At 52.8% G+C, this 23,854-nt stretch carries 24 protein-coding genes and 1 pseudogene; 10 read left to right on the forward strand and 15 right to left on the reverse strand.

Annotated features, from left to right (window positions below):
- Window positions 1-77 precede the first annotated feature (77 nt).
- Window positions 78-938 (forward strand): annotated as a pseudogene (gene rpoS / locus ATB02_RS20670) (RNA polymerase sigma factor RpoS); the annotation flags it as partial.
- A 120-nt stretch (window positions 939-1,058) separates the two neighbouring features.
- Here the strand turns inward: rpoS and ATB02_RS20675 are convergent.
- Entirely contained in the window at window positions 1,059-1,466 is a 408-nt protein-coding gene (locus tag ATB02_RS20675) for a MarR family winged helix-turn-helix transcriptional regulator (RefSeq protein WP_001208080.1), read from the reverse strand.
- A gap of 146 nt (window positions 1,467-1,612) precedes the next feature.
- Between ATB02_RS20675 and ATB02_RS20680 the strand changes: the two genes are divergently transcribed.
- The 3 genes from ATB02_RS20680 to ATB02_RS20690 are packed head-to-tail and all read left to right on the forward strand — an operon-like array spanning window position 1,613 to window position 3,880.
- Window positions 1,613-2,206, forward strand: a complete 594-nt coding sequence (locus ATB02_RS20680) for a non-oxidative hydroxyarylic acid decarboxylases subunit B (protein WP_105272165.1) — start codon at window positions 1,613-1,615, stop codon at window positions 2,204-2,206.
- Window positions 2,206-3,633, forward strand: coding sequence for a non-oxidative hydroxyarylic acid decarboxylases subunit C (locus ATB02_RS20685; RefSeq protein WP_039021012.1), 1,428 nt, complete (start codon window positions 2,206-2,208; stop codon window positions 3,631-3,633). Before ATB02_RS20680 ends, ATB02_RS20685 begins: the two co-directional genes overlap by 1 nt.
- A 10-nt stretch (window positions 3,634-3,643) precedes the next feature.
- Window positions 3,644-3,880 carry a non-oxidative hydroxyarylic acid decarboxylases subunit D gene (locus tag ATB02_RS20690; protein ID WP_047669940.1) on the forward strand — a complete coding sequence of 79 codons (237 nt, stop codon included), beginning with the start codon at window positions 3,644-3,646 and terminating at the stop codon, window positions 3,878-3,880.
- A 38-nt stretch (window positions 3,881-3,918) separates the two neighbouring features.
- Here ATB02_RS20690 and ATB02_RS20695 read toward each other — a convergent pair whose 3' ends face one another.
- From ATB02_RS20695 to ltnD, 5 genes are all read right to left on the reverse strand, one after another.
- Window positions 3,919-5,283 (reverse strand): GntP family transporter, encoded by a 1,365-nt coding sequence (locus ATB02_RS20695; RefSeq protein ID WP_000104432.1) that lies wholly within the window; start codon window positions 5,281-5,283, stop codon window positions 3,919-3,921.
- An 88-nt stretch (window positions 5,284-5,371) separates the two neighbouring features.
- Complete coding sequence (locus tag ATB02_RS20700; protein ID WP_088542240.1) at window positions 5,372-6,148, reverse strand: HPr family phosphocarrier protein; 777 nt, start codon at window positions 6,146-6,148, stop codon at window positions 5,372-5,374.
- A gap of 4 nt (window positions 6,149-6,152) precedes the next feature.
- A complete protein-coding gene (gene otnC, locus ATB02_RS20705; RefSeq protein ID WP_088542239.1) occupies window positions 6,153-6,791 on the reverse strand; it encodes a 3-oxo-tetronate 4-phosphate decarboxylase in 639 nt (212 codons plus the stop codon).
- The gene (gene otnK / locus ATB02_RS20710; RefSeq protein ID WP_088542238.1) at window positions 6,788-8,050 is read right to left on the reverse strand and encodes a 3-oxo-tetronate kinase; all 1,263 of its coding nucleotides are present in this window, start codon (window positions 8,048-8,050) and stop codon (window positions 6,788-6,790) included. Before otnK ends, otnC begins: the two co-directional genes overlap by 4 nt.
- Window positions 8,047-8,955 carry an L-threonate dehydrogenase gene (ltnD, locus tag ATB02_RS20715; RefSeq protein ID WP_000847985.1) on the reverse strand — a complete coding sequence of 303 codons (909 nt, stop codon included), beginning with the start codon at window positions 8,953-8,955 and terminating at the stop codon, window positions 8,047-8,049. The genes otnK and ltnD overlap by 4 nt, the downstream gene beginning before the upstream one ends.
- 195 nt (window positions 8,956-9,150) lie before the next feature.
- Between ltnD and ygbI the strand changes: the two genes are divergently transcribed.
- Complete coding sequence (gene ygbI, locus ATB02_RS20720) at window positions 9,151-9,918, forward strand: DNA-binding transcriptional repressor YgbI (RefSeq protein ID WP_033549717.1); 768 nt, start codon at window positions 9,151-9,153, stop codon at window positions 9,916-9,918.
- Between the two features lie 50 nt (window positions 9,919-9,968).
- On the opposite strand, the gene pphB is transcribed toward ygbI, so the two are convergent.
- The 3 genes from pphB to mutS form a co-directional block, all read right to left on the reverse strand.
- Entirely contained in the window at window positions 9,969-10,625 is a 657-nt protein-coding gene (gene pphB, locus ATB02_RS20725; protein ID WP_105272166.1) for a protein-serine/threonine phosphatase, read from the reverse strand.
- A 22-nt stretch (window positions 10,626-10,647) separates the two neighbouring features.
- On the reverse strand, window positions 10,648-11,502 hold the full coding sequence (locus tag ATB02_RS20730; protein WP_105272167.1) for a tetratricopeptide repeat protein: 855 nt from the start codon (window positions 11,500-11,502) through the stop codon (window positions 10,648-10,650).
- Between the two features lie 108 nt (window positions 11,503-11,610).
- Complete coding sequence (mutS, locus tag ATB02_RS20735; protein ID WP_105272168.1) at window positions 11,611-14,172, reverse strand: DNA mismatch repair protein MutS; 2,562 nt, start codon at window positions 14,170-14,172, stop codon at window positions 11,611-11,613.
- 75 nt (window positions 14,173-14,247) lie between these two features.
- On the opposite strand from mutS, the gene ATB02_RS26485 reads away from it, so the two are divergent.
- Together ATB02_RS26485 and ATB02_RS20740 are read left to right on the forward strand one after the other, a co-directional pair.
- Window positions 14,248-14,382 (forward strand): hypothetical protein, encoded by a 135-nt coding sequence (locus ATB02_RS26485; RefSeq protein ID WP_000611938.1) that lies wholly within the window; start codon window positions 14,248-14,250, stop codon window positions 14,380-14,382.
- Between the two features lie 76 nt (window positions 14,383-14,458).
- The gene (locus tag ATB02_RS20740; RefSeq protein WP_105272169.1) at window positions 14,459-14,812 is read left to right on the forward strand and encodes a nitrous oxide-stimulated promoter family protein; all 354 of its coding nucleotides are present in this window, start codon (window positions 14,459-14,461) and stop codon (window positions 14,810-14,812) included.
- A 39-nt stretch (window positions 14,813-14,851) separates the two neighbouring features.
- Here the strand turns inward: ATB02_RS20740 and flhA are convergent, their stop codons facing one another.
- The 6 genes from flhA to hypA form a co-directional block, all read right to left on the reverse strand.
- Window positions 14,852-16,930, reverse strand: a complete 2,079-nt coding sequence (flhA, locus tag ATB02_RS20745; RefSeq protein WP_105272170.1) for a formate hydrogenlyase transcriptional activator FlhA — start codon at window positions 16,928-16,930, stop codon at window positions 14,852-14,854.
- 73 nt (window positions 16,931-17,003) lie between these two features.
- Window positions 17,004-18,014 carry a hydrogenase maturation carbamoyl dehydratase HypE gene (hypE, locus tag ATB02_RS20750; RefSeq protein ID WP_105272171.1) on the reverse strand — a complete coding sequence of 337 codons (1,011 nt, stop codon included), beginning with the start codon at window positions 18,012-18,014 and terminating at the stop codon, window positions 17,004-17,006.
- Window positions 18,011-19,132, reverse strand: coding sequence for a hydrogenase formation protein HypD (hypD, locus tag ATB02_RS20755; protein WP_001212982.1), 1,122 nt, complete (start codon window positions 19,130-19,132; stop codon window positions 18,011-18,013). Before hypD ends, hypE begins: the two co-directional genes overlap by 4 nt.
- Window positions 19,132-19,404: a hydrogenase 3 maturation protein HypC gene (gene hypC / locus ATB02_RS20760; protein ID WP_000334881.1), complete on the reverse strand. Its 273-nt coding sequence runs from the start codon at window positions 19,402-19,404 to the stop codon at window positions 19,132-19,134. The genes hypD and hypC overlap by 1 nt, the downstream gene beginning before the upstream one ends.
- A complete protein-coding gene (hypB, locus tag ATB02_RS20765) occupies window positions 19,395-20,267 on the reverse strand; it encodes a hydrogenase nickel incorporation protein HypB (protein ID WP_105272172.1) in 873 nt (290 codons plus the stop codon). The genes hypC and hypB overlap by 10 nt, the downstream gene beginning before the upstream one ends.
- 3 nt (window positions 20,268-20,270) lie before the next feature.
- On the reverse strand, window positions 20,271-20,621 hold the full coding sequence (gene hypA / locus ATB02_RS20770; RefSeq protein ID WP_001299100.1) for a hydrogenase maturation nickel metallochaperone HypA: 351 nt from the start codon (window positions 20,619-20,621) through the stop codon (window positions 20,271-20,273).
- Window positions 20,622-20,832: 211 nt separating this feature from the next.
- Between hypA and hycA the strand changes: the two genes are divergently transcribed.
- From hycA to hycC, 3 genes are all read left to right on the forward strand, one after another.
- Entirely contained in the window at window positions 20,833-21,294 is a 462-nt protein-coding gene (gene hycA / locus ATB02_RS20775) for a formate hydrogenlyase regulator HycA (protein ID WP_000158081.1), read from the forward strand.
- A 124-nt stretch (window positions 21,295-21,418) separates the two neighbouring features.
- Window positions 21,419-22,030 (forward strand): formate hydrogenlyase subunit HycB, encoded by a 612-nt coding sequence (gene hycB, locus ATB02_RS20780; RefSeq protein WP_001079186.1) that lies wholly within the window; start codon window positions 21,419-21,421, stop codon window positions 22,028-22,030.
- Entirely contained in the window at window positions 22,027-23,853 is a 1,827-nt protein-coding gene (gene hycC / locus ATB02_RS20785; protein ID WP_105272173.1) for a formate hydrogenlyase subunit 3, read from the forward strand. The genes hycB and hycC overlap by 4 nt, the downstream gene beginning before the upstream one ends.
- Window position 23,854 lies beyond the last annotated feature (1 nt).

The raw sequence follows: 23,854 nt of genomic DNA on the forward strand, positions 1-23,854 counted from the left end.
TGTTTTTGTCATGTGAGTCACCTCTGACTGAGAGTTTACTCACTTAGCCGCGTGTCCACTATTGCTGGGTAAGATCACTGTTATCGCAAGGGGCCACACAGCGTGTGTTGGACGCGACTCAGCTTTACCTTGGTGAGATTGGTTATTCACCACTGTTAACGGCCGAAGAAGAAGTTTATTTTGCGCGTCGCGCACTGCGAGGAGATGTTGCCTCCCGCCGCCGGATGATCGAGAGTAACTTGCGTCTGGTGGTAAAAATTGCCCGCCGTTATGGCAATCGTGGTCTGGCTTTGCTGGATCTTATCGAAGAGGGCAACCTGGGGCTGATCCGCGCGGTAGAGAAGTTTGACCCGGAACGTGGTTTCCGCTTCTCAACATACGCAACCTGGTGGATTCGCCAGACGATCGAACGGGCGATTATGAACCAAACCCGTACTATTCGTTTGCCGATTCACATCGTAAAGGAGCTGAACGTTTACCTGCGAACCGCACGCGAGTTGTCCCATAAACTGGACCACGAACCAAGTGCGGAAGAGATCGCAGAGCAGCTGGATAAGCCAGTTGATGACGTCAGCCGTATGCTTCGTCTTAACGAGCGCATTACCTCGGTAGACACCCCGCTGGGTGGAGATTCCGAAAAAGCGTTGCTGGACATCCTGGCCGATGAAAAAGAAAACGGCCCGGAAGATACCACGCAAGATGACGATATGAAACAAAGCATCGTCAAATGGCTGTTCGAACTGAACGCCAAACAGCGTGAAGTGCTGGCACGTCGATTCGGTTTGCTGGGGTACGAAGCGGCAACACTGGAAGATGTAGGTCGTGAAATTGGCCTCACCCGTGAACGTGTTCGCCAGATTCAGGTTGAAGGCCTGCGCCGTTTGCGCGAAATCCTGCAAACGCAGGGGCTGAATATCGAAGCGCTGTTCCGCGAATAAGTAAGCATCTGTCAGAAAGGCCAGTCTCTTATGAGGCTGGCTTTTTTCTTTTGTATGGGGAGTTGGTGTGTTTCGTCGCCTGGATAAGACACGTCAGCGTCCCATCCGGCAATCAACATCCTATTTGCTCATCATCTTGCGCACCAGCTGCATAAACAGCTCCTGCTCTTCTCCACTCAAACGCCCCAAAAATTCCTCATCCACACTGTCACCAATCGGTATCGCCGCAGCAAGTACCTTTTCTCCTTCGGCAGTCAGCCAGACAAAGCGTCGCCGCTTATCAGCGGTGTCATGTTCTCGTCTGACTAAGCCACGATTTTCCATTCGTGCCAGCATTTCTGCCAGCGTTGCTTTGGTGCTGACGGCTGCTTCCATCAGTGCCACCTGTTCGATGCCTGGCTTATCAGCAATGGCGCGCATCACCGCGTACTGTGGTTTGGTCAGGTCAGGTAACTCGTGCTGCCAGCGGGCCGTATGCTGCTGAAAAAGCTGTCGTAACTGATGGAACGCTTTATTTCGTAACGCCATGTAAACTCCGGGCTAATTCTCTGTCGCTATCATAGCGGTTTTTCAGTGACGAAGAAGATGTTGTTACTTTTCAATCCTTGCCGCTGTGGAAATGAAGGAGTATGTTAATAATAACGTTCGTATACGAACAATTAAGAGAGTAAGCAATGAAACTGATCGTCGGGATGACAGGGGCTACCGGTGCGCCTCTTGGTGTGGCATTACTGCAAGCGCTGCGGGAGAGGCCGAATGTCGAGACTCATCTGGTGATGTCGAAGTGGGCGAAAACCACTATTGAACTGGAAACGCCTTACAGCGCTCGCGATGTTGCCGCCCTCGCTGACTTCAGCCATAACCCGGCGGATCAGGCTGCGACCATCTCTTCCGGCTCCTTTCGTACCGACGGCATGATCGTTATTCCATGCAGTATGAAAACGCTCGCCGGTATCCGCGCTGGTTACGCCGATGGTCTCGTAGGGCGCGCGGCGGACGTCGTGCTCAAAGAAGGCCGCAAACTGGTGCTGGTGCCGCGTGAAATGCCGCTTAGCACCATCCATCTCGAAAATATGCTCGCACTTTCGCGCATGGGCGTGGCGATGGTGCCGCCGATGCCTGCCTTTTATAACCATCCCGAAACGGTAGATGACATTGTCCACCACGTGGTAGCCCGCGTGCTGGATCAATTTGGCCTCGAACATCCTCACGCCAGGCGCTGGCAAGGGTTGCCGCAGGCCCGGAATTTTTCTCAGGAGAATGAATAATGGCATTTGATGATTTACGCAGCTTCTTACAGGCGCTTGATGACCACGGCCAGTTACTGAAAATCAGCGAAGAGGTGAACGCGGAACCGGATCTGGCAGCCGCTGCCAACGCCACCGGGCGTATCGGCGACGGCGCGCCCGCGCTGTGGTTTGATAATATTCGCGGCTTTATCGATGCCCGCGTTGCAATGAACACCATCGGTTCCTGGCAGAACCACGCAATTTCTCTCGGTCTGCCGCCAAACACCCCGGTTAAAAAACAGATTGATGAGTTTATCCGCCGCTGGGATAACTTCCCGATAGCCCCGGAGCGCCGTGCGAATCCTGCCTGGGCGCAGAACACCGTCGATGGCGACGAGATCAATTTGTTCAATATCCTGCCGCTGTTTCGTTTAAACGATGGCGATGGCGGTTTCTATCTCGACAAAGCGTGCGTGGTTTCCCGCGATCCGCTCGATCCGGATAACTTCGGCAAGCAGAACGTCGGCATCTATCGTATGGAAGTGAAGGGTAAGCGTAAGCTCGGCCTGCAACCGGTGCCGATGCACGATATCGCCCTGCATCTGCATAAAGCGGAAGAACGTGGTGAAGATTTGCCAATTGCCATCACGCTGGGTAACGATCCGATCATCACACTGATGGGCGCCACCCCGCTGAAATATGATCAATCGGAGTACGAAATGGCGGGCGCGCTACGCGAAAGCCCGTACCCGATCGCCACCGCCCCGCTGACCGGTTTTGATGTGCCGTGGGGTTCAGAAGTGATCCTCGAAGGGGTTATCGAAAGCCGCAAACGTGAAATCGAAGGGCCGTTCGGTGAGTTTACCGGGCACTACTCCGGCGGGCGCAACATGACCGTAGTGCGCATCGATAAAGTCTCTTACCGCACCAAACCGATTTTTGAATCGCTCTATCTCGGTATGCCGTGGACCGAAATCGACTACCTGATGGGGCCAGCCACCTGTGTGCCGCTTTACCAGCAGTTGAAAGCCGAGTTCCCGGAAGTGCAGGCGGTGAACGCTATGTACACCCACGGCCTGCTGGCGATTATCTCCACCAAAAAACGCTATGGCGGCTTTGCCCGCGCAGTGGGCCTGCGTGCGATGACCACGCCGCACGGTCTGGGTTATGTGAAGATGGTGATTATGGTCGATGAAGACGTTGACCCGTTCAACCTGCCGCAGGTGATGTGGGCGCTCTCGTCGAAAGTGAACCCGGCAGGGGATCTGGTGCAGTTGCCGAATATGTCAGTACTGGAACTCGACCCTGGCTCAAGCCCGGCGGGGATCACCGACAAGCTGATTATCGACGCCACTACGCCTGTCGCCCCGGACAACCGTGGTCACTACAGCCAGCCGGTGGTGGACTTACCGGAAACCAAAGCCTGGGCTGAAAAACTGACCGCTATGCTGGCCGCACGTAAATAAGGAGAACAAGATGATTTGTCCACGTTGTGCCGATGAACAGATTGAAGTGATGGCGAAATCGCCGGTAAAAGATGTCTGGACGGTCTACCAGTGCCAGCATTGCCTTTATACCTGGCGCGATACTGAACCGCTACGCCGCACCAGCCGCGAACATTACCCGCAAGCGTTCCGTATGACGCAGAAAGATATTGATGACGCGCCGATGGTGCCGAGCATCCCGCCGCTGCTGGCGGAAGGTAAGCGCTAAATAAAAGGTCCGATGCCCATCGGACCTTTTTATTAAGGTCAAATTACCGCCCATACGCACCAGGTAATTAAGAATCCGGTAAAACCGAGAATGGTCGTTAACACTGTCCAGGTTTTCAGACCGTCTGCTACCGACAACCCCAGATATTTGGTCACAATCCAGAACCCTGAGTCATTAATATGTGACGCGCCAAGCCCACCAAAGCAGGCTGCCAGCGTCACCAATACGCACTGAATCGGATTCAATCCCATCACCGCTTCTGAGAGTAACCCGCCGGTTGTCAGGATTGCTACGGTTGCTGACCCCTGCGATGCACGCAGCGCCAGTGAAATAATAAATGCGGCTGGTAACAGAGGCAGGTCAATCATTTGTAGCATGTTGGCAAGGGCTTTGCCGACGCCCGATTCCACCAGCACTTTGCCAAATACCCCTCCAGCACCAGTAACCAAAATCACTACCGCCGCAGTGGGAAGGGCTGAGCCCATAATGTCGCTGGTGTGTTGTAAGCTCCAGCCGCGACGTAAAGCCAATAACCAGAATGCCAGCACCAGCGCAATCATTAGAGCTACCATTGGTGAGCCGATCAGCTGTAGCGTACCAAGCAGGGGATGCGAAGGCGGCATCAGTGTTGCGGAAACCGTACCCGCCATGATAATCGCGATAGGAATAACAATTAGCGAGGTGACCAGCGCGACGCCCGGTGGATTTATTTTATCGCTTAATTTTGTCGCGCCTTCCTCACTGGCCGGAGCCAGTTGCATCTGTTCCAGTACTTCCACCGACATCGCATATTGGCGCTTATTGATTATTTTCGCTGCAAAGTAGCCAACAATCCCTACGGGAATAGAAATCGCAATACCGATGATGGTTAGCCAGCCGATGTCTGCGTGGAGTAACCCCGCTGCGGCGACAGGGCCTGGATGCGGCGGTACCGCCACATGAACAGTTAGCATGATTCCAGCGACAGGCAGGCCAAATTTGAGTGGCGATATTTTGGCAACCTTGGCAAAACCGTAAATGATTGGCGCAAGAATAATAAAGCCGACATCAAAGAAGACGGGAATACCGAGGAAGAACGCTGCCAGAGTCAGCGCAGCGATAGTTCGTTTGTCACCTAACTTGCGACTGAAATAATTAGCCAGTGACTCTGCACCACCAGAGTGTTCGATCATACGCCCCAGCATAGCGCCCAGACCAATAATAATAGTGACGGAACCAAGCACACCGCCCATCCCGGCGATCATCACTTTACCCACTTCGCCCGCCGGTATACCCGCCGCAAGTGCGACTAACAGGCTGACGAGGAGCAGAGCAACGAATGGTTGAACCTTTGCCTTGATGACCAGCAGCAACAGCATGATTACGCCAGCTAACGCAATGCATAACAAAGTAATTGTGGACATGGGAAACCCTGTCTGAAAGTTATAGTTAACCTACCCCATCCGTAGATGGGGGGATGTATGGGTACGTTGTAATTAGGGATTGAGCGAATTAGCGCCAGGCGTCAAACCAGCCAAGCCCTTCTTCGGTGAGGCCACGAGGTTTGTATTCACAACCGATCCAGCCCTGATATCCCACTTCATCGAACAGGCGGAACAGCCACGGATAGTTGATTTCTCCATCGTCCGGTTCATGTCGATCAGGTAGTCCGGCAATTTGTATGTGCGCATATTTCCCGGCGTAGTCGCGGATTAAATGTGTCAGGTTGCCATCTACTTTTTGCGCATGGAAAGTATCTAGTTGAATAAACACGTTATCTCGCGCAACCTCTTCAACAATAGCCAGTGCCTGATACTGGCTGGAGAAGAGATAATGAGGCTTAACGCCGGGGCTGAGTGCTTCAACCAATATTCGCTTGCCGTGTGGCGCAAAGCGGTCGGCAGCGTAGCGGAGATTATCAATAAATACTGCCCGGTACCGTTCAGCATCTTCGCCAGCGGGCACGACGCCTGCCATCACATGGACTTGTTCACAATTGAGCGCCAATGCATATTCCAGTGCCAGGTCGATGTCTGCGCGTGCTTCGTGCTCACGTCCTGGAAGGGCGGATAATCCCCATTCTCCCGCATTAATATCTCCGGGAGCGGTATTGAACAGCGCCAGTGTCAGATGGTTTTGCACCAGTTGCTTTTGGATTTGCAGGGGGGAGTAGTCATAGGGAAACAGAAATTCCACAGCATCGAACCCGGCTTTTCGCGCTGCGGCGAAGCGTTCAATAAAAGGCACTTCGGTGAACATCATGGATAAATTAGCTGCAAAACGAGGCATTGCATTAACTCCTTAATTCCGCAATTTCACCTGCGGTCAGATAACGGATCGGGCGGTCACCGAGAATAAAAATCAGCTTTGCCGTTTCCTCCAGCTCTTCCATATTGTTGGCGGCTTCTTGCAGGCTTTCACCGCAAACCACTGGGCCATGATTTGCCAGTAAAAAAGCCTGATTGTCTGCTGCCAGTTCCGCCAGATCCTGTGCGATACGTTTATCGCCCGGTCGGTAATAGGGCACCAGCGGGACATTACCCATCCGCATCACCACGTATGGTGTGAACGGCCGAATAACGTTATTGCTGTCCAGCCCTTCCAGGCAGGAAAGCGCCGTCGACCACGTACTGTGCAAATGCACTACCGCTTTACAGCGCGGATTGTTGCGATACAGCGCCAGATGAAAGAGCACCTCTTTCGAGGGTTTGTCACCACTTAACCATTCGCCATCCACGGCGACTTTGGAAAGCCGCTGCGGATCGAGATTGCCCAGGCATGAACCTGTCGGTGTCGCCAGTAAATTCCCGTCAGGTAAAAGCAGCGACAGATTGCCAGCCGAACCGGTTGCATAGCCGCGCTGAAAGAATGAACTGGCAATCCGCGTCATCTCCTCTCGCAAAGACTGCTCTACTTTTGCGAAATCGCTCATGATAAAAACTCTCTTTGGGCTCGTGAAAAAAAGGCTTCATCACCGAAGTTGCCAGATTTAAGGGCGAGTGAGACAGGCTTATCCAGTGCGTTTACCCACGGCACTCCGGGGGAAATGGTTGGGCCAATATGAAACCCTTTTATTCCCAGGCTCTGTGTGACTACGCCGGAGGTCTCACCGCCTGCGACAATAAAGCGTGTCACGCCTTCCGCTGCTAACTGCGCCGCTAGTTGAGAAAACAGTGTTTCTACTGCCTGACTGGCTTTTTGTGCACCGTATTGCTGTTGAATTGCTGCCAATGCGTCAGTGCTGGCGGTGGCAAAAACCAGTGGAGCAAGTACACTTTCCTGGCCCAGAACCCACTCTGCCAGCTCGTGTGCATAAGCGGCCAGAGTTTCGGTTGAGAGGCAGCGTGCCACATCAACTTCACGGGCTGGTGCAATTTGACGGTAATGTGCCACCTGGCGGTTGGTCATTTGAGAGCATGAACCGGAGAGCACTACGCCGCGCCCAGCGAGCGGACGCCCTGCTTCGCGAGCCTGGTTACCGTTTTCTTGCGGCCACTGCCGGGCCAGGCCAATCGCCAGACCAGAACCGCCCGTTACCAGTGGGGCATCGCGCAAGGCTTCCCCCTGAATTTCCAGATGGTGTTCGGTCAGCGCATCAAGCACCGCGTAGCGATAGCCCTCTTGCTGTAAGCGAGCCAGCTCTTGACGAACGGCATCCACACCTTGTTCGAAAACATGTGCCGAAACGACGCCGCAGCGCCCTGTGGATTGCGCTTCAACCAGACGGGGAAGATAGCTGTCGGTCATGGGATTTACCGGGTGATGGCGCATCCCGGATTCGGCCAGCAGTTGATTCATTACGAACAAATACCCCTGATAAACCGTACGTCCGTTGACCGGCAGGGCCGGAGAGAAGACCGTAAACGGCGTGTCGAGAGCATCCATTAATGCATCGGTAACCGGGCCGATATTACCTTTCGCCGTACTGTCGAAAGTAGAGCAGTATTTGAAATAGATCTGTTTGCAACCTTGCTGTTGCAACCAGCTCAGAGCCGCCAGCGATTGCTGTGTGGCTTCAACCACCGGACAGGAACGCGTTTTCAGGCTGATCACCAGTGCGTCGATTGCTTCCGGCATTTTACCTGTTGGAACACCGTTAATTTGTACCGTTGGTAGACCGTTTTCCACCAGAAAACTGGCGATATCCGTCGCGCCGGTAAAATCATCAGCGATAACGCCAATCTTGATCATGATTTTGCTCCCGGTAGAGTGATGCCAGAGAAAATCTTGATAACTGCGCTATCGTCTTCTTTCCCGTAACCCGCGTTACTGGCGCTGGTGAACATATTCAATGCTGTTGAGGCCAATGGCAGCGGGAAGTGCAGGGCTTTGGCTGTATCGGCAACCAGACCAAGATCCTTAACAAAAATATCGACGGCTGAATGCGGGGTGTAATCGCCATCCACCACATGACGCATCCGGTTTTCGAACATCCAGGAATTTCCGGCGGCATTGGTCACGACGTCATACATCACATCCAGCGGGATCCCCGCACGGGCTGCAAGTGCCATCGCTTCGGCTCCGGCAGCAATATGTACGCCCGCTAACAACTGGTGAATAATTTTTACGGTCGAACCTAGTCCCGGTTCTGCACCTATGCGATAAACTTTTCCGGCAACGGCTTCCAGCACGGGGGCCAGTCGTTCAAAGGCAATATCGCTACCGGAGGCCATGACAGTCATTTCACCGTTAGCGGCTTTTACTGCACCACCAGAAACTGGCGCATCCAGCATTTCCAGATCGAATCCAGCCAGAGCGGTAGCAATTTCTTGCGCATCAGCACTAGCGATAGTGGAAGAAACCATTACTGCCGTACCGGGTTTCAGATGTTGTGCAACGCCTGTTTCACCAAACAGCACCTGTTTAACCTGGGCCGCATTGACCACCAGCACCAGCAGAGCGTCCAGTTTTTCGGCAAACGTCGCGGCGTTATCAGAAACCCCGCAAGCACCTGCCTCTTTCAACGTAGCGCAGGCATTGCTGTTTAGGTCTGCGCCCCAGGTAGAAAGACCTGCGCGGACACATGACAGTGCTGCTCCCATTCCCATTGACCCTAAGCCAACGATACCGACATGAAACTCAGATCCCGTTTTCATCTGCTCTCCTTGTTAATTTAAGTGATATTTTGTTTGATAATGTGAATATAAGCGCTGGAAGATAACGATATGGTGAGCTGATTCACAAAAATTAACATTGTGTGTTATTTTATGTGAACTAAGCGTTAGTTGCGCCGCGCACGTTTCGCAGGCAAATAGCGTAGAATGTCAGCAGGACAAAGGAAGGAGCAAAAGTTGATACCCGTAGAGCGTCGCCAAATCATCCTTGAGATGGTAGCTGAAAAAGGCATTGTCAGTATTGCTGAACTAACGGACAGAATGAATGTGTCACATATGACCATTCGTCGGGATTTACAAAAACTGGAGCAGCAGGGAGCTGTTGTGCTGGTGTCCGGAGGCGTCCAGTCTCCGGGACGCGTGGCGCATGAACCTTCTCATCAGGTAAAAACTGCGCTGGCAATGACGCAAAAAGCGGCTATTGGCAAGCTGGCGGCAAGTCTTGTTCAGCCGGGAAGTTGTATCTATCTGGATGCGGGAACGACCACGCTAGCGATAGCACAGCATCTGATTCACATGGAGTCACTGACTGTGGTCACAAACGATTTCGTTATTGCGGACTACTTGCTCGACAACAGTAATTGCACAATTATTCACACTGGCGGCGCAGTGTGTCGGGAAAACCGTTCCTGTGTTGGGGAAGCCGCTGCGACCATGCTGCGTAGCCTGATGATTGATCAGGCTTTTATTTCTGCATCGTCATGGAGTGTGCGGGGGATCTCTACGCCAGCAGAAGATAAAGTTACGGTGAAACGGGCGATTGCCAGTGCCAGCCGCCAGCGAGTTCTGGTCTGTGATGCCACAAAATATGGCCAGGTGGCGACATGGCTGGCGTTACCATTAAGCGAGTTTGATCAGATCATTACTGACGACGGTCTGCCGGAGAGTGCCAGTCGCGCGCTGGCGAAGCTGGATCTCTCTTTGCTGGTAGCGAAAAATGAATAATGACCTGCAATAACACCGGGTTACTCATGCTTCACAGAAGAAGCATGAGACTACTTTATTTTATAAAATGACAGGCGCCCGCTTTCCGGCGAACCGGTATCAATATAAACCTGGTTGGCGAATGTCTGGATGTTATCAAACATCATATGTCCGAAGATAAAGCAGTCGGCGCCGTTTATTTCCTGTAACTCGCCTTTGAGCGATTTCAGTACGCGATCAACAGGCCAGAGTAATTCTCTCTCCGCTATTTCTTTGCCAAAGAGATATTCATTCCCCGGATAATCTGCATGCGCGATGACATATTTTATTATGTCGTTAGTGATTTCAACAATATGTGGAAGATTATGAAAACGTAGCAACAGGTCTATTGCTTCTTTTTGTTCCGTATCACTTAACTCAAAGAACCAGTCGCCACCGCTGGCAAGCCACATATTGCCATCGCCGGTCGCGAACGCATCCAATGCCATCGCTTCATGGTTGCCTTTAACCGATGTAAACCAGGGCTGGTTTAGCAGGCGCAGCACGTTAAGACTCTCCGGCCCACGATCAATATTATCGCCGACAGAAATAAGTAAGTCTGTTTCAGGACAAAAAGATAATTGGTGCAGGCGGGATTGCAATAATTGATAATCTCCATGAATGTCACCTACCACCCAGATATGGCGATAATGAGTGGTTTCAATTTTACGATAACGAATATCTGGCATTGATCGCGTTCCGTAAAAAGAATTATTCCGGCTTCTGAAACAGAATGGTGTTAATCTCGACATCAGTGATTGCGCCAGCTGCTTCTGCTTTATGTAACCAGTATAGCGCTTTGTCTTTATCCACACCGTTCTCATCAATGCCCCAGGCGTAAATGCGGCCTAAGGATATTTGGGCATGAGGTAAATCTTGTGCGGCAGCTTTTTCAAACCAGTATTTAGCCTGTTTAATATCAGCGGGTACACCATCGCCCGTTAAAAAGAGCGTACCATAATTATACTGACCAATTTTGTCGCCTTTTTCTGCCGCAAACTTAAGATATGTCGCAGCCTGGAGATAATTCTTTTCCTCGGCTGCGAGGAGCCCTAAATTAGCATGTGCAATGGGGTTTCCCTTTTGCGCCGCTTTAACGAGCCAGGATTTTGCTTTATCGATATCATGGAACTTCTCTGGACCAAACTGATAGATATTGGCACAGTTTATCTGTGCCTGAAGATTTCCCTGTCTGGCTGATTTCTCATACCAGTGAATGGCATTCTGGTAATCCGGCGGTGTGTCTTCATCTCCCTGATGATATAAAAGCCCGACATAAAATTGCGCAATGTCATCTCCCTGACTGGCTGCCAGATTAAACCAGTAAAATGCTTTATCGCGGTTTTTAACCCCCGTTACCCCTTCCTGGTAAACAATTCCCAATCCTTTTTGCGCAGATTTATCGCCGCCTTGTGCCCTTGCGATGATATTTTTCAGGTTTTCCTGTTTGTTTTTAGAATAACGTTGTTCAGCCTGGATAAGATCATCAAGCGAGGGTTCTTTGGCACAATAACCTGTAAGAGGAAAATGTAAAATTAGTAGAGTAAATAAAATTAAATTTTTCATACATTCCATGAATTAATTGTTGAGTCCTGATTTTAATTATACTCCATCTGTTATTGAGCCAATAATAATTAATAATCCCCGATGGGAAGGCCATCGGGGATTATGCCATTACAGCAAACTCTTCAAGCGATAAATCCACTCCAGCGCCTGACGCGGAGTCAGTGAATCCGGGTCGAGATTTTCCAGTGCTTCGACCGCTGGCGAGGTTTCTTCCGGTACTGACAGCAAAGACATTTGCGTACCATCCACTTGCGTAGCGGCGGCGTTCGGCGAAATGCTTTCCAGTTCACGCAGTTTTTGCCGTGCGCGCTTAATCACCTCTTTTGGCACGCCCGCCAGAGCAGCAACCGCCAGGCCGTAGCTTTTGCTCGCCGCGCCATCCTGCACACTGTGCATAAAGGCAATGGTATCGCCGTGCTCCAGCGCATCAAGATGCACGTTGGCGACGCCTTCCATTTTCTCCGGCAGTTGAGTCAGTTCAAAGTAGTGGGTAGCAAACAACGTCAACGCTTTAATCTTATTCGCCAGATTTTCAGCGCACGCCCATGCCAGCGACAGACCATCGTAAGTGGACGTTCCGCGCCCAATCTCATCCATCAACACCAGGCTGTACTCCGTGGCGTTATGCAGAATATTGGCGGTTTCGGTCATCTCCACCATAAAGGTTGAACGCCCGGATGCCAGATCGTCAGCCGCGCCCACACGGGTAAAGATACGGTCAATCGGGCCAATCTCGACTTTTTGCGCCGGTACGTAGCTGCCGATATAGGCCATCAGCGCAATCAGTGCGGTCTGGCGCATATAGGTACTTTTACCGCCCATGTTCGGACCGGTGATGATCAACATGCGACGCTGCGGCGACAGGTTCAGCGGGTTAGCGATAAACGGCTCATTCAGTACCTGTTCAACTACCGGATGGCGACCTTCGGTAATGCGAATACCCGGTTTATCAATGAAGGTCGGGCAGGTGTAGTTCAGGGTATAGGCCCGTTCCGCCAGGTTCACCAGTACGTCGAGTTCTGCCAGTGCGCTCGCGCTCTGTTGCAACGCCTCCAGATGCGGCAACAGCAGGTCGAACAACTCTTCATAAAGCTGTTTTTCCAGTGCCAGCGCTTTACCTTTCGAGGTGAGTACTTTGTCTTCATACTCTTTTAGCTCTGGAATAATGTAGCGTTCGGCGTTTTTCAGCGTCTGACGACGCATATAGTTGATGGGTGCCAGATGGCTTTGTCCACGGCTGATCTGAATGTAATAACCATGCACCGCGTTAAAGCCGACTTTCAGCGTGTCCAGGCCGGTACGTTCACGCTCGCGAACTTCCAGACGCTCCAGATAATCGGTCGCGCCGTCAGCCAGCGCGCGCCACTCATCCAGCTCTTCGTTATAGCCCGGTGCGATAACACCACCGTCGCGTACCAGCACCGGCGGTGTGTCGATGATTGCTCGCTCCAGCAGATCGCGCAGCTCGGCAAACTCGCCCATTTTCTCACGCAGCGCCTGTACCGGTGCACTATCGACATTTTCTAACTGCGCATGCAGCTCCGGCAGTTGCTGGAAAGCGTGACGCATACGGGCCAGATCGCGTGGGCGAGCAGTCCGTAAAGCCAGACGTGCCAGAATACGTTCCAGGTCGCCGACCTGACGCAGTACCGGCTGCAGCTCAGCGGTGAAATCCTGCAATGCGCCAATAGTTTGCTGGCGCTCAAGCAACACGCGGGTATCGCGCACTGGCATATGCAGCCAGCGTTTCAGCATTCGACTCCCCATCGGCGTTACAGTGCAATCGAGCACGGAAGCCAGCGTGTTTTCCGCACCGCCCGCCAGGTTCTGGGTAATTTCCAGGTTACGGCGCGTCGCGGCATCCATAATGATACTGTCCTGCTCACGTTCCATAGTGATAGAACGAATGTGCGGCAGAGTCGTACGTTGAGTATCTTTCGCATACTGCAACAGACAACCGGCGGCACAAAGTCCGCGCGGCGCGTTCTCGACGCCAAAACCGACCAGATCGCGAGTGCCAAATTGTAGATTCAACTGCTGGCGCGCGGTGTCGATTTCAAACTCCCACAGCGGGCGACGGCGCAAGCCGCGACGACCTTCAATCAGCGACATTTCAGCAAAATCTTCTGCATACAGCAGTTCCGCCGGATTAGTGCGTTGCAGTTCTGCCGCCATCGTTTCGCGGTCAGCCGGTTCGCTCAGGCGAAAACGACCAGAACTGATATCCAGCGTTGCATAGCCGAATCCTTTGCTGTCCTGCCAGATAGCCGCCAGCAGGTTGTCCTGACGTTCCTGCAACAGCGCTTCATCGCTGATGGTGCCCGGCGTAACGATACGCACAACTTTGCGCTCGACCGGCCCTTTGCTGGTCGCCGGATCGCCAATCTGTTCACAAATAGCAACGGACTCGCCCTGATTCACCAGTTTGGCGAGATAGTTTTCCACCGCATGGTAGGGAATCCCCGCCATCGGGATCGGCTCTCCCGCTGAAGCGCCGCGTTTGGTCAGTGAAATATCCAGCAGTTGTGACGCACGTTTTGCGTCGTCATAAAACAGTTCATAAAAGTCGCCCATCCGGTAAAACAGCAGGATCTCCGGATGCTGGGCTTTCAGCTTGAGATACTGCTGCATCATGGGCGTATGGGCATCGAAATTTTCTATTGCACTCATGGGGTTATGTCCGGTTCCCTGATATTAAATGGGGTGTGATGATTTTTATTTTCGTTGTAATCACATAAGGCGCACATGATACCGGAGTTAATCATTTCAGGGGAAGAAGCGAACGGCGAGTTCTTGATGGTGATTCCGGGAAAGATGCTGTTTTGCAGCTTTTGCGTAATGCTTATGAAGCAAGTACGCAAAATTGTGTCGGTTGGATAATCCTTCTTCTTCAGAGCCATAGTCCCCTTTCAAATTAAGTTGTAATATAAATACATCTTAAGAGTATGGAGGCAGCATGTCTGGCAAGCGTATCTCTCGTGAAAAACTGACGATTAAAAAAATGATCGATCTTTATCAAGCGAAATGCCCGCAGGCGTCAGCGGAGCCGGCGCATTACGAGGCATTGTTTGCCTACGCGCAAAAACGGCTGGATAAATGTGTGTTCGGCGAAGACAAACCCGCCTGTAAGCAGTGTCCGGTGCACTGTTACCAGTCTGCAAAGCGTGAAGAGATGAAACAGATTATGCGTTGGGCCGGGCCGCGCATGCTGTGGCGTCATCCGATCCTAACCGTACGCCATCTCATTGATGACAAGCGTCCGGTGCCGGAGTTGCCAGAAAAATATCGCCCGAAAAAACCTCGTGAATAGTATACCGGACAGGCAGATCTGTCCGGCACCTCAATGCAGTTAAATCAATGCCGATTTATCAATCCCCAGTCGTTTCATCCGTGATAGCAGTGTGGTGCGTTTTAGTCCCAGACGTTGCGCCGCGCCTTTCGGCCCGGCAACCACGCCGTTAGTCTCTTTTAATACACGCACAATTAGCTGATATTCATCTTCGCCCTCCTGAGCGACGACCGTTGCAGTCGGCGGCGTTTTAGGTTCCGGTAAAGCAATATCAGGCAATGACAGCTGCAGCACGTTGCCACGTGTCAGCAATACCGCGCGCTCAATGACGTTTTCCAGCTCGCGTACGTTACCCGGCCACTCCATATTGCTCAACGCGCGCAACGTTTCGGCAGGAATGCTGTCGATATTACGCCCCAGACGGCGGGCAATCTTAAAAGTAAAGGCTTTTGCCAGCAGCGGAATATCTTCCGGACGCTCGCGTAGTGGCGGCAGGTGGATCGGGAATACGTTCAGACGGTAATAGAGATCGCTACGGAACTCGCGGTCGGCAACCATTTTTTTCAGATCGCGGTTAGTCGCGGCAATTAAACGCACGTCCGTCTGTATAATTTTATTACTGCCGAGACGTTCAAACTCCTGTTCCTGTAATACACGCAGCAACTTCGGTTGTAACTCCAGCGGCATATCACCCACTTCATCGAGGAACAGGGAGCTTTTATCCGCCAGTTCAAAACGACCGATACGCTGGGCGCTGGCTCCGGTAAACGCACCACGCTCATGACCAAACAGATCGCTTTCCAACAATCCGGCAGGCATCGCCGCGCAGTTCATTTTTACCATGCGGCGATTATTACGCCCACTGAGATTATGGATCGCGCGGGCAATCAGCTCTTTACCAGTGCCAGTTTCACCGAGGATCAGAACTGTACTGTCACTTTGTGCCACCATTTCAACTTGTTTAAGCACGCTGTACATGGCTTCACTGCGACCAATAATCTCGCCAAATTCACTATCAACATTGTTGAGCTGCTCGGTCAGGGCGAGATTTTCATCAACCAGTCGTTCTTTCAGACGATGAATTTCCTGATAGGCAAGGGCGTTATCGACAGCGATTGCCACACGTTCAGCAATCTGGCGCAGTAAATTCAGATTGGTCGTGGTAAACACTTTCTCTTCGCATTGCGCCAGTTTCAGCACGCCCAGCATGGTGTCGCCAGACATCAGCGGTAACAGGCACAAGGTTTGAATCTGGTTGCCCCAGGTGTCGAACAACATGCGTTCGTAGGGGGCTAAATTATCTCGCTCGTGGAGATTAATCAGCAGCATCTCTTTGCTTTTAAACACGCGTTCGGTGAGGGTTCCAGCTTCATCGACTTCGCTCTGTTCGTGAGCGGGATGCTGTTTATCAAGATAGTGAGTGGAGTAGATGTTGAGTTTGTTTTTACGGTGGCTGCGTAAGACGATGCTGATATCGTCAATGTCGAAATAGTAATGGATTTCTTTGGCGACTTCGCTGACCAGTTCGTCCATATCCAGGCGAGAAAGCACCGCGTTGGTGATGGCAACCAGGATGCGGAAGTTATCGCGTTCCCGGCATAACAACTCATAGTCGACATTATTGACGACGCGGCTCTGGATTTGTTCGGTGACGACAGAAATGATCTGCGTAAAAGTTTGCAGGCGATTGAACTCTTTTTCACTCCACGGGCGATCGTCATAACGAATAAATTCACAGCCACCAAAAATATGCCCTTCCGCCGCCAGTGGCATCAGGCAATAGTGACCAAATTTGGGGTATAGCCCACCAGCGGCCAGCTGCGGCCAGGTTTCACAAAATTCTTCGTAACTGCAATGCAGTGTATCAGGGCGCGACAAAATGCTGCGCACCGGACCGTGTGCCAGAACAGTTTCGTCTTCATAATTTATGGGGGTGTCTTTTTCACGCGACGCGTAATAAGACGCACGTTGAGTCTGCGCTTGCCACAACACAATAGCTGCATTGTCGGCGAGCGCAGAACGCTTTACCAATTGCGAAAGAGCCTCACACAGCGAGGCCAGATCGGGCTGCTGCAATAGTGTCCGAGTGATGTCGAACAACCCTTGTTGTCCGAGATCACTCATCGGTGTATATGACATTTTGTTCTTCCAGGAAAGCACCGCAAAGCGGTGCAAAAGGTCATTGACTAACTATAGGAGATTTAGAATTTTATTAGCATATACGCGGAAGCGGTTCGGCGTGTGGTAAATCGAGGGTTCGTTTCACGCCATACAGACCGGCAAGACGAACACCTTTACGTTCCACCACTTCACCAATCAGCGCCGCGTCTTTCCCCAGTGGATGGGAATGTAACGCCGTCAGCACTTGCTCTGCTGCGTTGCGTTCAACGGCGATCACCAGTTTGCCTTCGTTGGCAAAGTTAAGGGCGTCCAGCCCCAGCAGTTCGCAAACGCCGCGCACGGCAGGTTTAACCGGCAGTGCCGCTTCTGAAATTTCAATACCACAACCGCAGGCTGCCGCGAACTCATGAACTACCGCGTTCACTCCACCACGGGTGGCGTCACGCAGTGCCTTCACACCGGGAATATCACGCAGCGTCTGGATGAGTGGCGTCAGCACCGCGCAGTCGCTGACCAGTTCGCCATCCAGCCCCAGTTGCTCGCGCAGATTAAGAATAGTTGCTCCGTGGTCGCCGAGAGTTCCACTCACCAGCAGAACATCGCCTGCGGTTAGCGTCTGTGCGCCCCAGTGAATATTCGCCGGGATCGCGCCCATGCCAGCGGTGTTGATAAACAGTTTATCTGCCGCGCCGCGTTGCACCACTTTAGTGTCGCCTGTAACGATGGCAATGCCTGCCGCGCGGGCGGTTTCTGCCATGCTGGTCACCACGGCTTTTAGCGTCTCCATCGGCAATCCCTCTTCGAGGATAAAGCCACAAGAGAGATAGCGCGGAATAGCGCCACTGACCGCAACGTCATTCGCGGTGCCACAAATCGCCAGCTTGCCAATATTGCCACCAGGAAAGAACAGCGGGTCGATGACGTAGCTGTCGGTGGAGAACGCCAGACGGTCGCCTTCTGCCACCAGCTGCGCCAGCTCAAGGCGCGCCTGGTCTTCCTGTTCTGCCAGCCACGGATTGGCAAAAGCTTCCATAAACAGGCTGTTGATTAATTGCTGCATCGCCTGGCCGCCGCTGCCGTGGGCGAGTTGGATATTATTCACGCTTCACTCTCCTGCTGACGATACTGATACCACGCGGCGCATGCTCCTTCGGAGGAAACCATCAGCGCGCCAAACGCGGTTTGAGGATTACAGGTGTTACCAAACAGCGGGCATTGATGCGGCTTACATTTGCCCGTCAATACTTCGCCACAACGTGCGCGCGGGTCATCGCAAACCTGCTGCGGTGCCGGGCGGAAATGCGCTTCGGCGTCAAATCGTTGATAGTCTGGCGTCAGGTGTACACCAGAAGATTCAATCACGCCTAAGCCGCGCCATTCGCTGTCGCCGTTGACGCAGAAGACATCCGCAATCGCCTGTTGCGCCAGCAGGTTACCTGCATCCGGCACCACGCGCCGATACTGATTTTCTACCTTGCTGTGGGCCGCTATTTTCTGCTCCACCAGCATGACCACGCCTTGTAGTAGATCAAGCGGTTCGAATCCAGCAACCACCAGAGGACGATGAAAATCACTGGCGATAAAATTATAGGCGTCGGTGCCGATAACCATACTGACGTGGCCCGGCGCGAGGAACGCATCGATACCGTTATCCGGCTGTTCCAGCAAACTGCGTAGCGTTGGGATCAGCGTAATATGCTGGCAGAAAAAGTAAAAATTTTGCACATCGCGGGCTTTCGCCTGTTGCAGAGTGATGGCCGTCGTCGGCATGGTGGTTTCAAACCCTAAGCCGAAGAACACCACTTTACGAGTTGGATTCTCCTGCGCCAGTTTTAACGCATCCATTGGCGAGTAAACGATGCGAACATCGGCACCGCGCGCTTTTGCCTGTAACAGCGACCCCTGTTTCCCCGGCACGCGCATGGCGTCTCCAAAGGTACAGAAGATGACTTCCGGATGGCTGGCAATCTCCACGCAGGTGTCGATTCTTCCCATCGGCAGTACACATACCGGGCAACCCGGACCGTGGATAAACTCAACGTTTTCCGGCAGTAACTGGTCGAGGCCGAATTTAAAAATGGCGTGGGTATGACCGCCGCACACTTCCATAATCCGCAGAGGGCGTTCAGCGGTGTAAGAGAGATGTGAAGCACGTTCGCGTAGATGCTCAATTAACTGCATCACCTGTTCCGGCGCGCGATATTCATCAACAAAACGCATTATTTTTCCTCGCCATACAACAGCGCGCCGACATCCGGCTCAACGTCAAACATGTTTTGTAAGGCGTCGAGGGTGTCGCGCGCTTCGGCTTCATTAATTACGCTCATGGCAAAGCCAACGTGAACCAGTACCCACTGGCCCACGCGTGGCTGACCGTTTTCATCGCAGCTGCCGACTAACGTTAGATCGACGTCGCGCTGAATACCGCAGACGTCGACTTTCGCCTGGTTGCCGTCAATGGTGCGGATCTGGCCGGGAACGCCTATGCACATCGCTGTGTCTCCAGCCAGTTCAGCCACTGGTCCATCCCTTCGCCGCTGGTGGCGGAAATAAGGATGATTTCAATTTCTGGATTGACTTCGCGGGCGCAGGCGATGCACTTCTCAACGTCGAAATTGAGATACGGCAGCAGGTCAACTTTGTTGAGCAGCATCAGCGAGGCGGCGGCAAACATATGTGGATATTTCAGCGGTTTGTCTTCACCTTCGGTAACGGAAAGCACCGCCACTTTGTGTTTTTCACCGAGATCGAAGCTCGCCGGACATACGAGGTTGCCAACGTTTTCGATAAACAGAATACCGTTATCGTCCAGTGGCAGGCGCGGCGCGGCGTCGGCAATCATCTGTGCGTCAAGATGGCAGCCTTTACCGGTATTCACCTGAATCGCTGGTGTGCCGGTAGCGCGAATGCGCGCGGCATCGTTCACGGTTTGCTGGTCACCTTCAATAACTGCGCACGGAACGCTGTCTTTCAGGCGCATCAAGGTTTCCGTCAGCAGGGTGGTTTTACCGGAACCAGGGCTGGAAACCAGGTTGAGTACCAACTGATTGCGGGCAGCAAAGCGCGCTCGGTTGCGTTCAGCCAGACGGTTGTTTTTGTCCAGCACGTCAATTTCGACTTCCAGCATCCGACGCTGGTTCATGCCCGGCGCGTGAGTGCCCGCTTCGCCATGACCGTAATGCAGGTCGCCTTCTTCAGTCTGGCTGGGGGTAAATTCAGGCGCTTTAATGCCGGTGATTTTCATCTTCGGGCGTGCCGCCGGGGCAAATGGCGCGCTACGAAACGCGGAATGAGGGTTATGTTCATCACCCTCGATATACAGGTTGCCTTCACCGCAACCGCATGTTGTACACATCGCTCACTCCTGGTCTATTTCTATCCGCCGAATCTGTAAACCGTCGTCTGCCACAATTTGTAGCATGTCGCCATGACACTGTGGACAGCGCCGGACGCGCTGGGTTAATAGCGTCACATATTGTTGGCATGTTTCGCACCAGCATTCGGCCTCTTGTTCTTCGAGGTGCAGTTTACAACCTTCCGCTACGCTGCCGCGGCAAACCAGATCAAAACAAAAGGCAAGAGAGCTGGTTTCGACACAAGAAAATGCGCCAATTTTGAGCCAGACCCCAGTTACGCGTTTTGCACCGTGTTTTGCGGCCTGCTGTTCGATCAATTCCAGTGCCCGTTGGCAGAGGGTTATTTCGTGCATATCGCCTCCCATTAACTATTGCCAGCTACAAGCAATAATTGTGCCAGTGTTGATTATCCCTAAAGTGAATAATGTCGATGATGTCGAAATGACACGTCGACACGGCGACGAAATTCACCATAATCCTAAAAATCTCTTTTATAACAATAAATTAAAAGTTGGCACAAAAAATGCTTAAAGCTGGCATCTCTGTTAAACGGGTAACCTGACAATGACTATTTGGGAAATAAGCGAGAAAGCCGATTACATCGCACAGCGGCATCGTCGCCTACAGGACCAGTGGCATCTCTACTGCAATTCGCTGGTTCAGGGGATCACGTTATCGAAAGCGCGCCTGCATCACGCCATGAGCTGTGCGCCAGACAAAGAACTCTGTTTCGTCCTTTTTGAACATTTTCGCATTTACGTCACCCTGGCGGATGGCTTTAACAGCCACACCATCGAGTATTACGTCGAAACGAAAGAGGGTGAAGAAAAACAGCGGATTGCGCAGGCACAATTGAGCATTGACGGAATGATAGATGGCAAGGTCAACATCCGCGATCGCGAACAGGTACTGGAACACTATCTCGAAAAAATCGCTGGCGTTTACGACAGCTTATACACCGCCATTGAAAACAATGTACCGGTGAATTTAAGCCAACTGGTAAAGGGACAAAGCCCGGCGGCATGAGCTGAGGCTTTGCCCGTTTTGCAGGCGTTACGCCTGTTTGGGGATGGGCGTGTCGATGAGTGTCGAAAATGACATTTCATCGGCATGTTTTCGTCAAAAATGACAATCACCTGAGGAATGCCTGGTGAATCGTTTTGTAATTGCTGACTCCACGCTCTGTATCGGCTGCCACACCTGTGAGGCCGCCTGTTCAGAGACGCATCGCCAGCACGGCCTGCAATCAATGCCGCGCCTGCGAGTGATGCTAAATGAAAAAGAATCTGCGCCGCAGCTCTGTCACCACTGTGAAGATGCACCCTGTGCGGTGGTCTGCCCGGTTAACGCTATCACCCGCGTTGATGGGGCAGTGCAGCTGAATGAAAGCCTGTGCGTAAGCTGCAAACTGTGCGGCATCGCCTGCCCGTTTGGCGCAATCGAATTTTCCGGCAGCCGTCCGCTGGATATTCCGGCAAACGCCAATACCCCGAAAGCACCACCGGCACCGCCTGCTCCGGCGCGTGTCAGCACGTTGCTTGACTGGGTGCCGGGTATTCGCGCGATCGCCGTCAAATGTGACCTCTGTAGCTTTGATGAACAAGGTCCAGCCTGCGTGCGGATGTGCCCAACCAAAGCCCTGCATCTGGTGGATAACACCGATATCGCCCGCGTCAGCAAGCGTAAGCGTGAGCTGACCTTTAACACGGACTTTGGCGATCTCACCTTGTTTCAGCAGGCTCAAAGTGGAGAGGCTAAATGAGCGCAATTTCCCTGATCAATAGCGGCGTGGCGTGGTTTGTTGCTGCCGCTGTTCTGGCATTTCTCTTTTCTTTTCAAAAGGCGTTAAGCGGCTGGATTGCCGGAATTGGCGGCGCGGTGGGTAGCCTGTATACGGCAGCCGCAGGCTTCACTGTGCTGACTGGCGCGGTTGGCGTGAGCGGCGCGTTGTCGCTGGTAAGCTACAATGTGCAAATCTCTCCGCTTAATGCGATTTGGCTGATAACTCTCGGCCTGTGCGGTCTGTTTGTCAGCCTTTACAACATTGACTGGCATCGCCATGCGCAGGTGAAATGCAACGGTTTGCAAATCAATATGTTGATGGCTGCTGCCGTCTGTGCCGTCATTGCCAGCAATCTGGGCATGTTCGTCGTAATGGCAGAAATCATGGCCCTGTGTGCGGTGTTCCTCACCAGCAACAGCAAAGAGGGCAAACTGTGGTTTGCGCTGGGGCGTCTTGGCACTCTGCTGCTGGCGATTGCCTGCTGGCTGGTCTGGCAACGTTACGGCACGCTGGATCTGCGCCTGCTGGATATGCGCATGCAGCAACTGCCGCTCGGTTCCGATATCTGGCTGCTCGGCGTTATTGGCTTTGGCCTGCTGGCCGGGATTATCCCGCTGCACGGCTGGGTGCCACAGGCTCATGCTAACGCCTCTGCGCCAGCTGCCGCGCTGTTTTCCACGGTAGTGATGAAAATTGGCCTGCTGGGTATTTTAACCCTGTCTCTGCTGGGCGGTAATGCGCCGCTGTGGTGGGGAATTGCACTTCTGGTACTCGGCATGATCACCGCGTTCGTCGGCGGTCTGTATGCGCTGATGGAGCACAACATTCAGCGTTTGCTGGCTTACCACACTCTGGAAAATATCGGCATCATCCTGCTGGGGCTGGGCGCTGGCGTAACGGGTATCGCGCTTGAACAACCGGCGCTGATTGCCCTTGGCCTGGTCGGTGGTCTGTACCATCTGCTTAACCATAGCCTGTTCAAGAGCGTACTGTTCCTCGGGGCTGGGAGCGTCTGGTTCCGTACCGGTCATCGCGATATCGAAAAACTCGGTGGTATTGGCAAAAAAATGCCGGTTATCTCCATCGCCATGTTGGTCGGTCTGATGGCAATGGCTGCGCTGCCACCGCTGAACGGTTTTGCCGGGGAATGGGTTATCTATCAATCCTTCTTCAAACTGAGCAATAGTGGCGCGTTTGTTGCCCGTCTTCTCGGGCCGCTGCTCGCCGTGGGGCTGGCAATTACCGGTGCGCTGGCAGTGATGTGTATGGCGAAAGTTTATGGCGTTACTTTCCTTGGCGCGCCGCGTACCAAAGAAGCCGAAAACGCCACCTGTGCGCCGCTCCTGATGAGCGTAAGCGTAGTGGCACTGGCGATTTGCTGCGTGATTGGCGGTGTTGCTGCGCCGTGGCTGCTGCCGATGTTGTCTGCTGCCGTACCTCTGCCGCTGGAGCCTGCTAATACAACCGTTTCTCAACCAATGATCACGTTGCTGCTGATTGCCTGCCCGCTGCTGCCATTCATCATTATGGCGATTTGCAAAGGCGATCGTTTGCCGTCGCGTTCCCGCGGCGCGGCCTGGGTGTGCGGCTACGACCATGAAAAATCAATGGTGATTACCGCTCACGGTTTTGCCATGCCGGTGAAACAGGCATTTGCGCCAGTGCTGAAACTGCGCAAATGGCTGAATCCGGTGTCGCTGGTGCCGGGCTGGCAGTGCGAGGGGAGTGCGTTGCTGTTCCGCCGGATGGCGCTGGTTGAACTGGCGGTGCTGGTGGTGATTATTGTTTCACGAGGAGCCTGAG

This window comes from Escherichia sp. MOD1-EC5189, assembly GCF_002966045.1.
In the GTDB taxonomy this organism is placed as follows: Bacteria; Pseudomonadota; Gammaproteobacteria; order Enterobacterales; family Enterobacteriaceae; genus Escherichia; species Escherichia coli_F.

Excerpts from the sequence above, each read along its gene's own strand:
- otnC (WP_088542239.1), bottom strand. The coding sequence starts at position 6,791 with ATGAGCGATTTCGCAAAAGTAGAGCAGTCTTTGCGAGAGGAGATGACG.
- ATB02_RS20685 (WP_039021012.1), top strand. The coding sequence starts at position 2,206 with ATGGCATTTGATGATTTACGCAGCTTCTTACAGGCGCTTGATGACCAC.
- ATB02_RS20730 (WP_105272167.1), bottom strand. The coding sequence starts at position 11,502 with ATGAAAAATTTAATTTTATTTACTCTACTAATTTTACATTTTCCTCTT.
- hypA (WP_001299100.1), bottom strand. The coding sequence starts at position 20,621 with ATGCACGAAATAACCCTCTGCCAACGGGCACTGGAATTGATCGAACAG.
- ATB02_RS20740 (WP_105272169.1), top strand. The coding sequence starts at position 14,459 with ATGTCTGGCAAGCGTATCTCTCGTGAAAAACTGACGATTAAAAAAATG.
- ATB02_RS20700 (WP_088542240.1), bottom strand. The coding sequence starts at position 6,148 with ATGCCTCGTTTTGCAGCTAATTTATCCATGATGTTCACCGAAGTGCCT.
- flhA (WP_105272170.1), bottom strand. The coding sequence starts at position 16,930 with ATGTCATATACACCGATGAGTGATCTCGGACAACAAGGGTTGTTCGAC.
- hypB (WP_105272172.1), bottom strand. The coding sequence starts at position 20,267 with ATGTGTACAACATGCGGTTGCGGTGAAGGCAACCTGTATATCGAGGGT.
- hypD (WP_001212982.1), bottom strand. The coding sequence starts at position 19,132 with ATGCGTTTTGTTGATGAATATCGCGCGCCGGAACAGGTGATGCAGTTA.
- ATB02_RS20690 (WP_047669940.1), top strand. The coding sequence starts at position 3,644 with ATGATTTGTCCACGTTGTGCCGATGAACAGATTGAAGTGATGGCGAAA.
- ATB02_RS20675 (WP_001208080.1), bottom strand. The coding sequence starts at position 1,466 with ATGGCGTTACGAAATAAAGCGTTCCATCAGTTACGACAGCTTTTTCAG.
- ATB02_RS20695 (WP_000104432.1), bottom strand. The coding sequence starts at position 5,283 with ATGTCCACAATTACTTTGTTATGCATTGCGTTAGCTGGCGTAATCATG.
- otnK (WP_088542238.1), bottom strand. The coding sequence starts at position 8,050 with ATGATCAAGATTGGCGTTATCGCTGATGATTTTACCGGCGCGACGGAT.
- ATB02_RS26485 (WP_000611938.1), top strand. The coding sequence starts at position 14,248 with ATGATACCGGAGTTAATCATTTCAGGGGAAGAAGCGAACGGCGAGTTC.
- ltnD (WP_000847985.1), bottom strand. The coding sequence starts at position 8,955 with ATGAAAACGGGATCTGAGTTTCATGTCGGTATCGTTGGCTTAGGGTCA.
- ATB02_RS20680 (WP_105272165.1), top strand. The coding sequence starts at position 1,613 with ATGAAACTGATCGTCGGGATGACAGGGGCTACCGGTGCGCCTCTTGGT.
- hycC (WP_105272173.1), top strand. The coding sequence starts at position 22,027 with ATGAGCGCAATTTCCCTGATCAATAGCGGCGTGGCGTGGTTTGTTGCT.
- pphB (WP_105272166.1), bottom strand. The coding sequence starts at position 10,625 with ATGCCAGATATTCGTTATCGTAAAATTGAAACCACTCATTATCGCCAT.
- mutS (WP_105272168.1), bottom strand. The coding sequence starts at position 14,172 with ATGAGTGCAATAGAAAATTTCGATGCCCATACGCCCATGATGCAGCAG.
- hypC (WP_000334881.1), bottom strand. The coding sequence starts at position 19,404 with ATGTGCATAGGCGTTCCCGGCCAGATCCGCACCATTGACGGCAACCAG.
- hycA (WP_000158081.1), top strand. The coding sequence starts at position 20,833 with ATGACTATTTGGGAAATAAGCGAGAAAGCCGATTACATCGCACAGCGG.